Here is a 13,845-nt window from a genome sequence, read left to right as displayed (position 1 = left end):
CGGCCGGCATCTGTGGAGACTTCTCGCCGGATCGCTGTCGACGGGCCGGGCGCGGGATGGCTGTGGGAGATCGTGTGCGTTTTCAGGTTGCGGTCTGCGGGCCGGGGAGCTGCACCGAGCAGGAGCGGCTGCATGCCCACCGGGTGGGCGGGCTCCTCGCGGAGCGCGGTGCCATCGTCCTGTGCGGCGGCGGAGGGGGCGTCATGGCCGCTGCCGCGGAAGGCGCCCGCTCGAGAGGCGGACTGGTGGTCGGGATCCGCCCGGACCTGGATCGGGCGGCTGCCCCCGACGCCTTGTCCGCCGTGGTGTTCACCGGCATGGGGGAGGCCAGAAACGCGGCGATCGTCGCCAGCGCCGACGCGGTGATCTCTGTCGGCGGCTCCTGGGGCACCCTCAGCGAGATCGCGCTCGCCGGGCGACGCGGGGAGATTCCCGTGGTCTGCCTCACCGGGTGGCGGGTGACCGATCAGACGGGCAATCCCGTCCCTGGCCCCGTCCATGCCGCCACGCCCGAGGAGGCCGTCTCGATGGTGCTCACCGGCCGGTTCGTGTAGAGGGCCTTCGGCTGGTACGGCTGCCCGGGATTCCGGCCGGAGGCGGCCCTTCCGAGGTGGGCGCAGGCGGCTTCTTCCATGCGGCCGGGTGGAGTTCGGCGCGGCCGGACAGCAGGCTTCGGGTCGCAGAGTCATCCCAGCCGCCGCCCCTTCTTCTTCGGACGGCGCGGGGTGCGGAGGGCGGGATAAGGGGGGAGAGCAGGTGCCCGTCCTCCGCACCTGTCCGGCCGGTGTCAGCCGGAGATCTCCTTACGGCCGGAGCCGACGCCGATGGAGATCTTGCGGGGCTTGGCACGCTCGGCGATCGGGATGCGCAGGGTCAGCACGCCCGCGTCGTAGTCGGCCTGGATGTGCTCGGTGTCGAGCGTGTCGGCGAGCACGATCTGGCGGGAGAAGACGCCCAGCGGCCGCTCGGACAGTTCCATCTGCACGTCGTCGGCCTTCGCCGCCGGCCGCCGCTCGGCCTTGACAGTGAGCATGTTCCGCTCGACGTCGATGTCGATCGCGTCCGGGCTGACGCCGGGAAGGTCAAAGGCCACCACGTACTCGTCGCCCTCGCGGTAGGCGTCCATCGGCATCGCCGACGGCTTCGACCAGGTGCCCGGGCCCATCAGCTGCTGGGCCAGCCGGTCCAGCTCACGGAAGGGGTCGGTGCGCATCAACATTGTGAAAACACCTCCAGCAGGTTCAGGCAGTAGCTGCCAATGCGCCTCACTGACACCGTTGTAACATGTCATCCAATGGATGACAAACATGGTTGTCACCGATGCGATGACGACCCGAGAGAGGTGTCCGTGACCCCGATCAATCAGCCGTCCTCGTCCGGCGCCGGCGTCCACGGCCCGGCCTCCTTCCTCGCCGCCGCAGCGGCCCTGGAGGCCATCAACACGGCCGTACGCGACGCTCAGCGCGAGGACGCCGACGACGCGGGGGCAGCCAGCCCGGAGCAGGCGCTGGCCTCCCTGATGCTGCTGCGGCAGGTGCGTGAGCAGCTCGCCGGATGGGAAACCGGCCTGATTGAAACCGCCCGCGACGCCGGCGCCAGCTGGGCCGACCTCGCTCTCCCCCTCGGCGTGGCCAGCCGCCAGGCCGCCGAGCGCCGCTACCTGCGCGGCCGCCCCGGCCCCGCCGGAACCACCGGTGAGCAACGTGTGACGGCCACGCGCGAACGCCGCGCCGCCGACCGCATGGCCGCCAGCCGGGCCCGCCGCAATGCGGCCGACCTGCGGCGCCTCGCGGGTCAGATCACGGCTCTCACCGATCTCCCGGTCGCCGTCCGCACCGCTGTCGGGCAGCTCCACGCGGCCCTCGCCTGCGACGACCCCGCCGCCCTCCTGGGCCCCTTGGCCGCCACCCGCCCCCACCTGACGGCCGCCCACCCTGATCTCGCCGCCCAGGTCGACACCCTCACGAGCTCGACATGACTCCTCCGCCGACCCGGTCACTGCACAGCGTCATTGACGCTGGCGGCCTCACGCCGGTCCGACCTCTGCGACCTCTACGGCCTGTCGGTCCTGGCCAGGGCACGGCGCAGTTCGGCGAGAACCACTGACGTTCTCGCGGCCGACGACGGGTGGCGTCCTGCGCGAGTGCGGATCCGCGGCTCATGCCGCTCGCCGGGAGCCGGGGGCCGGTCGGGGCCGGTCCCCGGCCGCCCGGGCCGACGCCGGTGCGGCTCGCCGACGGTAGACCAGGTACGGGCGGGCGAGGTATCCGATCGGGGCACTCCACACATGTACCAGCCGGGTGAAGGGCCAGGCCGCGAAGAGCAGGCAGGCGGTCAGGGCGTGCAGCTGGAACAGCAGCGGAGCCCCGGCGATGGCTTCCGGTTGCGGACGGAGGAGGAACAGGCCGCGGAACCAGACGGAGACGGTTTCGCGGTAGTCGTAGCCGGGGCCGAAGACGTTGTGAGCGGCCGTGGCGGTGATGCCCAGCAGGACGGTGGCGGACAGCAGGGGGAAGAGGAACTTGTCGCTGCGGTCGGTGCCGAGGCGGATCCGGCGGGTCAGCAGCCGGCGGGCGCACAGCATGCCCAGGCCGGCGACCATGGCGACCCCCGCCACCGAACCCGCCCAGACGGCCGTGGTGTGGTACGCGTGCTCGGTGATGCCCACGGCCCCGGTCCACGAGTCGGGAACGGCCAGGCCCACGACATGGCCGGCGATCACCATGAAGGCGCCGATGTGGAACAGCGGGCTGCCCCAGCGCAGCCAGCGGTGTTCGAGGAGCTGGGTGGTACGGGAGGTCCAGCCGAACTGGTCCTGCCGATAGCGCCAGACATGTCCGACGGCGAACACGGCGAGGCAGATGTAGGGAACGGCGACCCACAGAAGCAGATCGGCGCCGCTCGCCGCAGAGGCGGCCGACGGGGAGAACACCGCGTTCATCGGGGGCCTTCCGTGCCGATGGTCGGGGCGGGCGGTACACGGGTCGGCGGAGCGGGAGTCGGCGGCACGAAGGTGCCCGGCGGGGCGAAGGTGCCCGGCGGGGCGAACTCACCGTCTCCATAGGCCCCGTAGGGGTCGAGGCCGACCTCCTCGTTCGGCGGGCCCTCGGCGACGAGTCGGGCCACCGCCGCGCGGTCCGCCTCGGTAGGCGGCGGCAGCAGGGTGAGCAGCGCGGCCAGGACGTGCCGGTAGGGGGAGTCGGCGTCGGTCAGAGCGTGGTGGATCAGTTCCAGGCCGCGTCGGTGCCGGCGCAGCGGCGCCTCACCGGACCGCGGGCCTGTGAGTGCGGCGAACTCCAGGACGACGGGGAGGTGGTCGGGGAGTTCGCCGCCGTCGGTGTCCCATCCGGTGGCGCGGTAGCGCTGTGCGAGGGTGAGCAGGGCCATTCCGCGGCGGCGGGTGTCGCCGTGCAGGTAGTAGGTGAGGTAGAGGCTGCTCTTGCGGCGCAGGTCGAACGTCTCGACGTAGTGCCGCTGCAGCGCCTCCGGCTCCTGGCCGGTGAACCAGGCGGTGAAGGCGGCCAGGTGCTCGGTGGCGGGCGAGGACGGCAGCGCTTCGGTGGCCGCGGTCAGCACCGGGCGGGAGTCGGCGAGCTCGGCGTCCGGGTACTGCAGCAGCAGCGACAGCAGCCGCAGCAGCAGCGCCCGGTCCTGAGTCTCTTGCGGCGTGAGCGGAGTCGGACGTCCCGGGCGGGCCGCGCGGCCCGGGCGGCGCACTGCGGCCCGGACACGGGTGCGGACGAGGTCGGGAATGGTGGCGGGCAGCGGGCTCACGGGTGGCCTCCGGCGGGTGCTTCGGACGTACGGCGGCGCAGCGTGGGGATGCCGAGCATGACGCGCCGGGCACCGGTCTCGGACGGCTCGCCCGGCGACTCGACCGGGCAGCGGTTCTCCATCGCGGTCAGAGCGGCGGCGTCCTCCTTGTGCGCGGCGGGGACGACGTACCGGTCGGCGTACTTGGCGACGGCGAGGAGCCGGTGCAGGTCCTCCGCTTCGCGCACGCTGAGCCCGGCGGCCTTCAGCACCGCCTCGTCGCCGGCCTCGCCCAGGGTGCGTGCACGCATGTAGGAGCGCAGCGCGGTGAGCTTCATCAACACCCCGCCGACCACATCGCTGTCACCGGCGGTGAACAGCTCCGCCAGGTACTCCAGCGGGATGCGCAGCCGCGTGACGGCCGCGAAGACGTGGTCGGGGTCGTCCTGATTCCCGCCCGCCGCGTCGACGGCGTCCAGGACGGGGGAAAGCGGTGGGACGTACCAGACCATCGGCATAGTCCGGTACTCCGGGTGCAGGGGCAACGCCACCTTGTAGCGCATGACCAGGTCGTGGACGGGGGAGCGGCCGGCGGCGTCCAGCCAGTCGTCCGGGATGCCCGACTCACGTGCTGCAGCGCGCACTTCGGGGTCCTGCGGGTCGAGGAAGACACCGCGCTGGGCGTCGAGCAGGTCCTTGTCGTCCGGGGTGGCGGCGGCCTCGCCGACACGGTCGGCGTCGTAGAGAAGCACGCCGAGGTAGCGCAGTCGGCCGACGCAGGTCTCGGAGCAGATGGTGGGCTGGCCGGCCTCGATGCGCGGGAAGCAGAAGGTGCATTTCTCGGCCTTGCCGGTGGCGTGGTTGACGTACACCTTCTTGTACGGGCAGGCGGTCACGCACATCCGCCAGCCGCGGCAGCGGTCCTGGTCGACCAGGACGATGCCGTCCTCGACCCGCTTGTACATCGCGCCCGACGGGCAGGCGGAGACGCAGGCCGGGTTGAGGCAGTGCTCGCAGAGCCGGGGCAGGTGGAAGAGGAAGGTCTGCTGGTACTCGAACTTGACCTTCTGGGCCCAGTCGCCGGTGAGGTTGGGGTCGCCGCCGGCGTGCTCGGGTGCGCCGCCGAGGCCGTCCTCCCAGTTGGCGCCCCAGGTGATGGCGGTCGGCCTGCCGGTGAGGACCGAGCGCGGCCGGGCGACGGGTATGTCCCGGCCGGCCGGGGCGTTGACGAGGTTGTCGTAGTCGTAGGTGACCGGCTCGTAGTAGTCCTCGATGGACGGCAGGTCGGGGTTGGAGAACAGGGACAGCAGGCGCTTGACCCGGCCGCCGGAGCGCAGGACGAGACGTCCGCGCTTGTCGAGCATCCAGCCGCCCTTCCACTGCTCCTGGTCCTCGTAGCGGCGGGGGTAGCCGACGCCGGGCTTGGTCTCGACGTTGTTGAACCAGGCGTACTCGACGCCGGTGCGGTTGGTCCACGTCTGCTTGCAGGTGACCGAGCAGGTGTGGCAGCCGATGCACTTGTCGAGGTTCATCACCATCGCGACCTGGGCCATGACGCGCATGTCAGTACTCCACATCCTGGCTGCGACGGCGGATGACGGTGACCTCGTCACGCTGGTTGCCGGTCGGTCCGTAGTAGTTGAAGGCGTAGGTGAACTGGGCGTAGCCGCCGGCGAGGTGGGTGGGCTTGAGCAGCAGCCTCGTCAGGGAGTTGTGGATGCCGCCCCGCTTGCCGCTGACCTCGGTCTTCGGGACGTTCACATTGCGGTCCTGGGCGTGGTACATGTACACCGTGCCCTCGGGCATGCGGTGGGTGACCACGGCGCGGGCGGCGACGACGCCGTTGCGGTTGTACGCCTCGATCCACTCGTTGTCCTTGACACCGATCTTGTCGGCGTCGGCGGTGGACATCCAGATCGCGGGTCCGCCGCGGGACAGGTCGAGCATGTACTTGTTGTCCTGGTAGTTCGAGTGGATGGACCACTTCGAGTGCGGGGTCAGATAGCGGACGGTGACCTCGGCCCGCTCCCCGTCACGCAGGTACTCGTCGCCGTAGTGCCGAGGTGTGTTCAACGGAGGCCGGTAGACGGGGAGCTGCTCGCCGAGTTCGGCCATCCAGTCGTGCTGGACGAAGAAGTGCTGCCGGCCGGTGAGGGTGTGCCAGGGCTTCTTGTGCTCTGTGTTGATGACGAACGGCGAGTAGCGGCGCCCACCCGTCTCCGAGCCCGACCACTCGTACGATGTCATCACCGAGCGGGGCTGGGTGCGGGTGTCGGCGAACGTGATCCGCTCCGCCTCACGTTCGGAAGCCAGCTCCACCAGCCCCTCACTGCCGGTCTGCCGCTCCAGCTCCCGGAAGCCCTCGGTGGCCAGGCGTCCGTTGGTGGTGCCGGACAGGGCGAGGATCGCCTCGCACATCCGGGAGGCGGTGGCCAGGGAGGGCCGCCCAGCGGCGACTCCGTCCCTGACGGTGCCGTTGCGGCGCCTCAGGTCGTCGATCTCCTGGTTCGGGTGGAGGGTGACGCCCTTGGTGGTGGTGCCCAGGGTGTCCAGCAGAGGGCCCACGGCGCGCATCTTCTGCCCGATGACGGCGTAGTCCCGTTCGATGACGACGAGTTTCGGCATGGTCCGCCCGGGGACCGGCTCGCACTCGCCCGCCTTCCAGTCCCGTACGCCCCCGCCCGGCTGGGCGAGTTCGTCGGGGGTGTCGTGCAGCAGCGGTACCGCGAGGACATCGGTGCGCGTGCCGAGGTGCTCGGCGGCAAGTTCGCTGAACTTGTCGGCGATGGTCAGGAAGGTGTCGTAGTCGGTGCGGGCCCGCCAGGGCGGTGCGATGGCCGGGGTGAACGCGTGCACGAAGGGGTGCATGTCCGTGCTGGACAGATCGTCCTTCTCGTACCAGGTGGCGGCCGGCAGGACGACGTCGGCGAGCAGGCCGGTGGAGGTCATCCGGAAGTCCACGGTGACCAGCAGATCGAGCTTGCCCTCGGGAGCCTCCTCCCGCCACACCACGTCTTTCGGCCGGTGCTCGGGCGCAGTCTCCTCGGAGCGCACGGCCGCGTCGGCGCCCAGCAGGTGGCGCAGGAAGTACTCGTTGCCCTTGCCGGACGAGCCCAGGAGGTTCGCCCGCCACACGGTCAGCACGCGCGGGAAGTTGGCCGGATCGTCCGGGTCCTCGGCGGCGAACCGCAGCCGCCCCGACTTGAGCTCCTCGACGACGTGCTCGGACACCTGCCTGCCCCGGGCTGCCGCCTCGTCCGTCAGATCGAGCGGGTTGCGGTTGAAGCCCGGGTGCCCGGGCGTCCAGCCCAGTCGCACGGCCTGCGCCAGGCAGTCGGCGAACCCCTTGCCCGCAAACCGCCCCTTGCCGAGTGGGGAGGCCAGTTCGTCGGGCCCGAAGGCCTCGTAGCGCCACTGGTCGGAGTTCAGGTACCAGTAGGAGGTGCCCGCCATGTGCCGGGTGGGCCGCTGCCAGTCGAAGGCGAACGACAGATGCTGCTGCCCGGTGACCGGCCGGACCTTCTCCTGGCCGACGTAGTGCGCCCAGCCGCCCCCGTTGACGCCCTGGCAGCCGGTCATCGTCAGCAGCGCCAGGAACGAGCGGTAGATGGTGTCGGAGTGGAACCAGTGGTTGGTGCCGGCACCCAGCGCGATCATCGACCGGCCGCGTGTCCGCTCCGCGTTGCGGGCGAACTCCCGGGCGATCCGGGCCGCCTGCCCGGCCGGCACCGAGGTGATCGTCTCCTGCCAGGCGGGGGTGCACGGCTCCGACGCGTCGTCGTACGACGACGGCCAGCTGCCCGGAAGGCCCGGCCGCCGCACCCCGTACTGGGCGAGCATCAGGTCGAAGACCGTGGTGACCAGACGGCCGCCGACCCGGCGGACCGGAACGCCGCGCCGCATCACCGATCCGCCCTCGGTACTCCCCTCGTCGAATCGGGGCAGTGCGACGGTCACGGTGTCCTGGGCCGACTCCAGCAGGCTCAACTCGGGCACGACATCGCCCAGGTCGAGATTCCAGCGGCCCTGTTCCTCCTTCGCCCAGCGGAAGCCGAGCGAACCGTTCGGGACGACGGGTTCGCCGGTGACCCCATCGAGGACGACCGTCTTGGACTCGGCGTGCTCCTCGACGTGTCCGAGGTCGGCGGCGGTCAGAAACCCGTCCGGGACGAGACCGCGGTCGTGTTCCCGCAGGGCCACCAGGAACGGCGCGTCGGTGAACGTGCGCAGGTAGCCCTGGAAGTAGGGCACTTCGCGGTCGACGAGGAACTCGCGCAGGATCACATGCCCCATGGCCATGGCCAGCGCGCCGTCCGTGCCGGGGTGCGGGGCCAGCCACTCGTCGGCGTGCTTGACGTTGTCGGCGTAGTCGGGGCTGACCGCGACGACCTTCGTACCGTTGTAACGAGTCTCGGTCAGGAAGTGCGCGTCCGGGGTGCGGGTGACCGGGATATTGGATCCCCACATGATCAGATAGCCGGCGTTCCACCAGTCCGCCGCCTCCGGAACGTCCGTCTGGTCGCCGAAGACCTGCGGGGAGGCGATCGGCAGATCGGCGTACCAGTCGTAGAACGACAGCAGCGTCCCACCGATCAGCGACATGAAGCGCGCACCCGCCGCGAACGACGCCATCGACATCGCCGGGATCGGCGAGAAGCCGGCGACGCGGTCGGGGCCGTAGGTCTTGACCGTGTGCACATGGGCGGCCGCGATCAGCTCGCTCACCTCCTCCCAGTCGGCGCGCACCAGGCCGCCCTTGCCGCGGGCCTGCTTGTATGCCCGCGCCTTCGCCGGATCGGAGGTGATCTCGGCCCAGGCCGCCACCGGATCACCGAGACGCTCGCGGGCCTCGCGCCACAGCTTCAGCAGCGCGCCGCGCACGTACGGATAGCGGACCCGGCTGGGCGAGTACGTGTACCAGGAGAACGACGCCCCGCGCGGGCAGCCGCGCGGCTCGTACTCGGGGCAGTCCGCGCCGATCGACGGGTAGTCGGTGGCCTGGTGCTCCCAGGTGATGATGCCGTCCTTGACGTACACCATCCACGAACAGGAACCGGTGCAGTTCACGCCGTGCGTGGAGCGCACGACCTTGTCATGAGCCCACCGGTCCCGGTAGAAGTCCTCCCACCTGCCGTCGGCTGCGCCGAACACGGCACGTCCGTCGGCGGACACCTCGCTGCGAGTGAGCAGTCTGCGGGCGGCCAGTGGCCAGTTCTCACCGGCACTTGACGCCCGACGCCGTGCGCGCTGGTCGTTCTCCATGGCCGGAAACGCTAGATGGTGCGGCCCTTGGCGCACCTGGGGCAGACGGTCCCTGCCGGATGGCCTTCCGGCCCGGTCCGGGGCGCTCGCGGCAGGGACCAGTGGCCCCGGTGCCAGGTCCGGTCGGCTGAGGCACGGCTCGGCGCTGTACCTCTTGGCCACAGCGGTACGGGCACAGTGCCGACCATATGGGTCGCACCCGGACGGCACCCGTGCCTGCGCCGGGTGCTTCGCGGCGAACACGGTGAGCGCGATCAGCACCGGCACCAGCATGGTCTGCGACCGCCACCAGCATGGTCTGCGTCGGCCGGACGCTCTTGGTGCGGGCGCCTGGGCAGAAGAAGCGGGACTCCTTCGGGGCGCAGCTGACGAGCAGGTTCTCAGGCGTCTGCGTCCAGGCGGACGTTGACGGGGAAGACCGCGGACAGCTCGGGGCCCGTCAGGCCCCTGGCAGGGACTGATGGCCCATCCCGTCGGCGAGTCCGGATGCGGAGAGTGATTGCGGAACGCCGTCGGGCGGGCGAGGTGCCTGCCGGTGCATGCGATTCCGGCGGCTCCGTACCACCGTGCGTACGAAAGGGACGGACAACATGGTCCAGCAGGTGAAGTCGAAGGGTGACAGCTCACCGTCGGGTGCTCCGGTGACCCGCCAGGCGTGGCTGATGCTGGCTCTGGCCACGGTCGGTTTCGCCGTGAACTTCTGGGCGTGGGCGCTGCTGAGCCCGCTGGGCCCGCGGTTCAAGGACGGCCTCGACCTGTCGTCGTTCGAGCAGTCGCTGCTGGTGGCGGTGCCGGTCGTCGTCGGATCCCTGGGCCGCATCCCGGTGGGGGCGCTGACGGACCGGTTCGGTGGACGGGCGATGTTCCCGATCGTGTCGGCGGCCACCACCGTGCCGGTGCTCTACCTCGGCCTGGCAGGCCACTCCTCCCTCGCCGCCCTCCTGCTCGGCGGATTCTTCCTCGGCATCGGCGGCACCGCCTTCGCCGTCGGCGTACCGTTCGTCAATGCCTGGTTTCCCCCACAGCGGCGGGGCCTCGCGATCGGTGTCTTCGGTGCCGGAATGGGCGGCACCGCCATCAGCGCCCTGACCACCGTGAAGCTGGTCGACGCGAACAGCACGGCCACCCCGTTCCTCATCACCGCCGCGGTGCTCGCCGCGTACGCCGTCGTGGCTGCGCTGCTGCTGCGCGACGCGCCCGGCCGCACCGTGCCCACCGAGCCGCTGGTCCGCCGGCTGGCCGCGAGCGCGCAGCTGGGTATCACCTGGCAGGCGTCCGCGCTGTACGCGGTGGCCTTCGGCGGCTATGTGGCCTTCTCCGTCTACCTGCCCGCCTACCTCAAGACCGGATACGGCCTGACCCAGGCGGACGCCGCGAACCGGATGGCCGGATTCGTGCTGCTCGCGGTGGCGATGCGCCCGGTCGGGGGCTGGCTGTCCGACCGGCTGGGCCCGGTCCGGGTCCTGGCCGGATCGCTGGCCGTGGTCGTCGCCGGAGCGGTCGTGCAGTCGTTCACCCCGCCCCTGGCACCGGTGGGCACCGTCGCCTTCCTCACCATGGCCGCCGCGCTCGGCGCCGGCAGCGGAGCGACCTTCGCCCTGGTGGCCCTGCTGACCCCGGCCAGCCAGGTCGGCTCTGTCACCGGCGTGGTCGGCGCCGCAGGCGGCCTGGGCGGCTTCTTGCCACCGCTGGTGATGGGCGCGCTGTACGGCGAGTACGGAACGTACGCCGCCGGCCTCGCTCTGCTGGCGATCGTGGCCGCCGCAGCCCTGGCCTACACCCTCACCGGTGTCCGCGCCGCCGTCCACGGCGGCGGGGCTCCACGCTCCGCCCGGGGGCGCCGACACCGCACCGCGCGCACCCCGGTGTGAGAGCACGACGACGGACGGAGGCGCACACCCGTCGAACGACCACTCCGGGCCGCCCCGTACACGTCCACCCCCACGCCCACGCACCGCTTCGACACCCAGGCGCACCACTGAGCGCCGTGGCCGCCCGGCGGTTCGCGCCGGGCGGCCGCAAGGGAGTCGTGGTCAGAAGCCAGCGGGCGTCGAAGACTTCGGGGCTCGCGCTGCCCGCTTGGCCGTGCTCCCCGGCTTCGCACGTGGCCCCCAGGAGGTGTAAGCGGGGGACAGCTTGTTCAGGTACAGCGGGAGGGCTTGGAGGTGTTCGTGTCACTGGCTGCTCTGTGGGCTGTAGGGCTGGAGGAGCTGGTCGACGGGTGCGTAGTCGTCGGTGAGCACTCGGGCGTCGCCGATCCAGGAGATGAGGTCGTCGCCGGCGGCGATCTTCCAGCCGGTTTGCCGGGCGTCCAGCGTTTTCTGGGTCGCGCGTAGGTCGACTGGCCGGTCGGCGGCGAGCACGACCAGATTGCCGCCGTCGGGGGCGGCGGTCGGGTCGAGGCCGATGTCGGTGGGTTCGCCGACGAGGGCGACGTGCTCGAAGGTCTTGCTGAGGGTGGCCACTTCGGCACGTGCGAAGGCCAGACCACCATGGTCGATGAGGTTGGCAACGTACAGGCCGTCCTCGTTGAGCACCCGCCGTACGTCAGTCATCGCTTCCACCGTGGTGAGGTGCCACGGCACGCTGACGCCCCCGAAGGCGTCACCGACGACGAGGTCACGGCTGCCGGCGTCCAGTCGCCGCAGGCCGAGCCTGCCGTCCTCGGCGCGTACGTCGATGCCGGCTTCCGATCTCAGGCCGAGTTGGGCGCGGTTGATCCGCACGACGCCGCCGTCGATCTCGGATACGAGGCTGCGGGTCCCTGGCCGCGTGGCCGAGAGGTAACGGGGAAGGGTGAGCCCACCGGCGCCCAGGTGGTGCGCGGCAAGCGGCCTGCCTTCGGGGAAGGCGGCATCGACCACCGCCGCGATGGCGCGCACATAGGTGAACTCCAGGAAGGTGGGGTCGTCGACATCCACGTAGGAGTGCCGCAAGCCGTCCAGAACAAGCGTGCGACCACTGCCCCGATCGGGGTCTGCAACGACCCGTACACAGTGGTACCTCGTCTCCGTGTCGCAGCCACCGGGCGCGACCACGGTGGCAAGGCCGCCGGCAACGACCACGAGTGCGAGGGCCGGGGCGCTGCTCCGCCCGCGCGTGCGCCACTCAACCAGCGCCGCGCCGACCACCAGCAGTGTTCCGAGGCCGATCAGGATGCCGCTGACCGGCAACCGCGATACGAGGACGAAACCGGTGAGGACGGTGCCGACGATTGCGCCGACGGCGCCCACCCCGGACAGTCGGCCGACAACCGTCCCGGTCTCGGCGAGGCGGGTAAGGCGCAACTTGGTCACGATCGGCGTCACCGCAGAGAGCAGCGCGCCAGGCACGAGGATGGTCAGCGACGCGATCAACACAAGCATCGCCGGCGCCCATTCGGCAGTGGTGCGCAGTACGGCAGGGGTGAGCGCCACAACAGCTCCCGACACCCCGAGCGAGGGGCCTACGAGCCGGCGTGGATTGACCTGGTCGGCGATGCGCCCGCCCAACCAGGAGCCGAGGGCGATGGCGGTGAGGGCGATGCCGATCACCATGGTGCTGGTCTCAAGGGTGAGGCCGAGGTAGGGAGCCAGCAGTCGCAAAGCGGCGATCTCGACCACCAGGACCGCAGCCGAGGACCCGAACACCAGAACGACAGCGGCACGTTGGCTCAGGCCGTAGCCGCCAGGCGTGCCCGGGGCGGCAGGCGAGGAAGACGATCCGGTCACCGCGACATCCTTGCATGCGACTCGTCTGCAGAAAGGAGTTGGGAGAAGCCGCCGGGGGCGGAAGGTCTTCACCCGGCTGGAGCGCGCACCGTCCTTGAGTCTGCTGAGCGGCCGTGATGCGGCGTCGGGGCTGCCGGCCCGATCGACGGGAGGCTGCGGCCCCTGGGGCCGGCGGCGGGCGACACGACCCGCGGAGGAGTGCCGCGAAGCCACCACGGATGAACGGCGCGGGTTCCAGGGACACTTCCGCACCCGCAAGCCTGGGTTCGGCGACTGCGCACGGCTGTGGAACCACCTGCCGGCACGGGCACTCGTGACCGACCTCGGCATGTCCGTGATCGCCACGCCGCACTCCGCCCTGAGGAAAGAAGGAAAAGCGCTGGGCGTTCCCTCGCAGGTGAGGGATGCTGCGGGAATGATCGACCGTGAATTCGCCGTCCGGCTGGTGGAAGCGCAGCTGGAGCGTGAGTCGCCGGGGCGACTGACAGTGACGCATGTCGAGGAGCACGAACTGGCGTGGATTGTCTCCTACCAGTCCGCGGAGTACGTGCGGACCGGAGAGCCCTCCCAGTTGTCGGTGGGCAATGGCCCGTTTCTCGTCGATCGCGTTGACGGCGGACTGCACTCGATCGGTGCGGTTTCTGCGGTCACCGGTGCGTGGGAAACGGACTACCGGACCCGCATCCGAAAGACGCCTACACGAACGGCGGTGGACGACCTACACGACGCGATGCGCCGGACGACAGCAACTCGCGGACGGATCTTCGCTATGCACATGCTGCGGCAGATGGTCCCGGCACTCGCTCATGCCGAGGTCATCGAATACGTCAATGCTCTTCAGACCGGCTCACCACCGGCCCATCTCGTGGAGATCTCCACCAAGGCCCTCGTCCCCGAACTCGACCCCGTCCTGAGCGTCCACACCATCCGGACCGGACAGCACGCCACCGGCTGAGCTCAGACGCCGCCAGGCAGTGGGGAAAGCCTCGGTCAGGCCCCGGTGTCGTCGGGGTCAGCCGAGGTCGAGCGGTCCCTGGGCGCGTTGATGTTCGCGGTCGCGCCGTCGCCGGCGGAGGTTCACGGCACTGAACCGACGGTGACGTTCCGCTGTGCGAGGCGC

10 protein-coding genes are annotated in these 13,845 nt (G+C 70.8%); 4 read left to right on the top strand and 6 right to left on the bottom strand.

The genetic code is table 11. From position 1 onward, the window contains the following. The first annotated feature begins 74 nt into the window (after window positions 1–74). Window positions 75–554 (top strand): TIGR00725 family protein, encoded by a 480-nt coding sequence (locus QCN29_RS20675; protein ID WP_279929897.1) that lies wholly within the window; start codon window positions 75–77, stop codon window positions 552–554. A 233-nt stretch (window positions 555–787) separates the two neighbouring features. Here the strand turns inward: QCN29_RS20675 and QCN29_RS20670 are convergent, their stop codons facing one another. Beyond that, complete coding sequence (locus tag QCN29_RS20670) at window positions 788–1,219, bottom strand: Hsp20/alpha crystallin family protein (RefSeq protein WP_279929895.1); 432 nt, start codon at window positions 1,217–1,219, stop codon at window positions 788–790. A 129-nt stretch (window positions 1,220–1,348) separates the two neighbouring features. On the opposite strand from QCN29_RS20670, the gene QCN29_RS20665 reads away from it, so the two are divergent. Beyond that, window positions 1,349–1,978 (top strand): type III effector protein, encoded by a 630-nt coding sequence (locus tag QCN29_RS20665; protein WP_279929894.1) that lies wholly within the window; start codon window positions 1,349–1,351, stop codon window positions 1,976–1,978. 180 nt (window positions 1,979–2,158) lie between these two features. Here the strand turns inward: QCN29_RS20665 and narI are convergent, their stop codons facing one another. From narI to QCN29_RS20645, 4 genes are read right to left on the bottom strand one after another with little or no spacing between them, the layout of a single operon-like run. Next, complete coding sequence (narI, locus tag QCN29_RS20660; protein ID WP_279929892.1) at window positions 2,159–2,941, bottom strand: respiratory nitrate reductase subunit gamma; 783 nt, start codon at window positions 2,939–2,941, stop codon at window positions 2,159–2,161. Then, a complete protein-coding gene (narJ, locus tag QCN29_RS20655; RefSeq protein WP_279929890.1) occupies window positions 2,938–3,774 on the bottom strand; it encodes a nitrate reductase molybdenum cofactor assembly chaperone in 837 nt (278 codons plus the stop codon). Before narJ ends, narI begins: the two co-directional genes overlap by 4 nt. Beyond that, window positions 3,771–5,315: a nitrate reductase subunit beta gene (gene narH, locus QCN29_RS20650; protein WP_279929888.1), complete on the bottom strand. Its 1,545-nt coding sequence runs from the start codon at window positions 5,313–5,315 to the stop codon at window positions 3,771–3,773. The genes narJ and narH overlap by 4 nt, the downstream gene beginning before the upstream one ends. A gap of 1 nt (window position 5,316) precedes the next feature. Continuing rightward, a complete protein-coding gene (locus QCN29_RS20645) occupies window positions 5,317–9,015 on the bottom strand; it encodes a nitrate reductase subunit alpha (protein ID WP_279929887.1) in 3,699 nt (1,232 codons plus the stop codon). 662 nt (window positions 9,016–9,677) lie between these two features. On the opposite strand from QCN29_RS20645, the gene QCN29_RS20640 reads away from it, so the two are divergent. After that, window positions 9,678–10,886, top strand: a complete 1,209-nt coding sequence (locus QCN29_RS20640; RefSeq protein ID WP_279930006.1) for an MFS transporter — start codon at window positions 9,678–9,680, stop codon at window positions 10,884–10,886. A 303-nt stretch (window positions 10,887–11,189) separates the two neighbouring features. Here QCN29_RS20640 and QCN29_RS20635 read toward each other — a convergent pair whose 3' ends face one another. Next, complete coding sequence (locus QCN29_RS20635; RefSeq protein WP_279929886.1) at window positions 11,190–12,725, bottom strand: fused MFS/spermidine synthase; 1,536 nt, start codon at window positions 12,723–12,725, stop codon at window positions 11,190–11,192. Between the two features lie 328 nt (window positions 12,726–13,053). Between QCN29_RS20635 and QCN29_RS20630 the strand changes: the two genes are divergently transcribed. Continuing rightward, window positions 13,054–13,680, top strand: coding sequence for a YrhB domain-containing protein (locus QCN29_RS20630; protein WP_318036721.1), 627 nt, complete (start codon window positions 13,054–13,056; stop codon window positions 13,678–13,680). The last annotated feature ends 165 nt before the right edge of the window (window positions 13,681–13,845 follow it).

It is taken from the genome of Streptomyces chengmaiensis (assembly GCF_029846775.1).
In the GTDB taxonomy this organism is placed as follows: domain Bacteria; phylum Actinomycetota; class Actinomycetes; order Streptomycetales; family Streptomycetaceae; genus Streptomyces; species Streptomyces chengmaiensis.
This window is presented reverse-complemented; position numbering and strand designations above follow the sequence as displayed.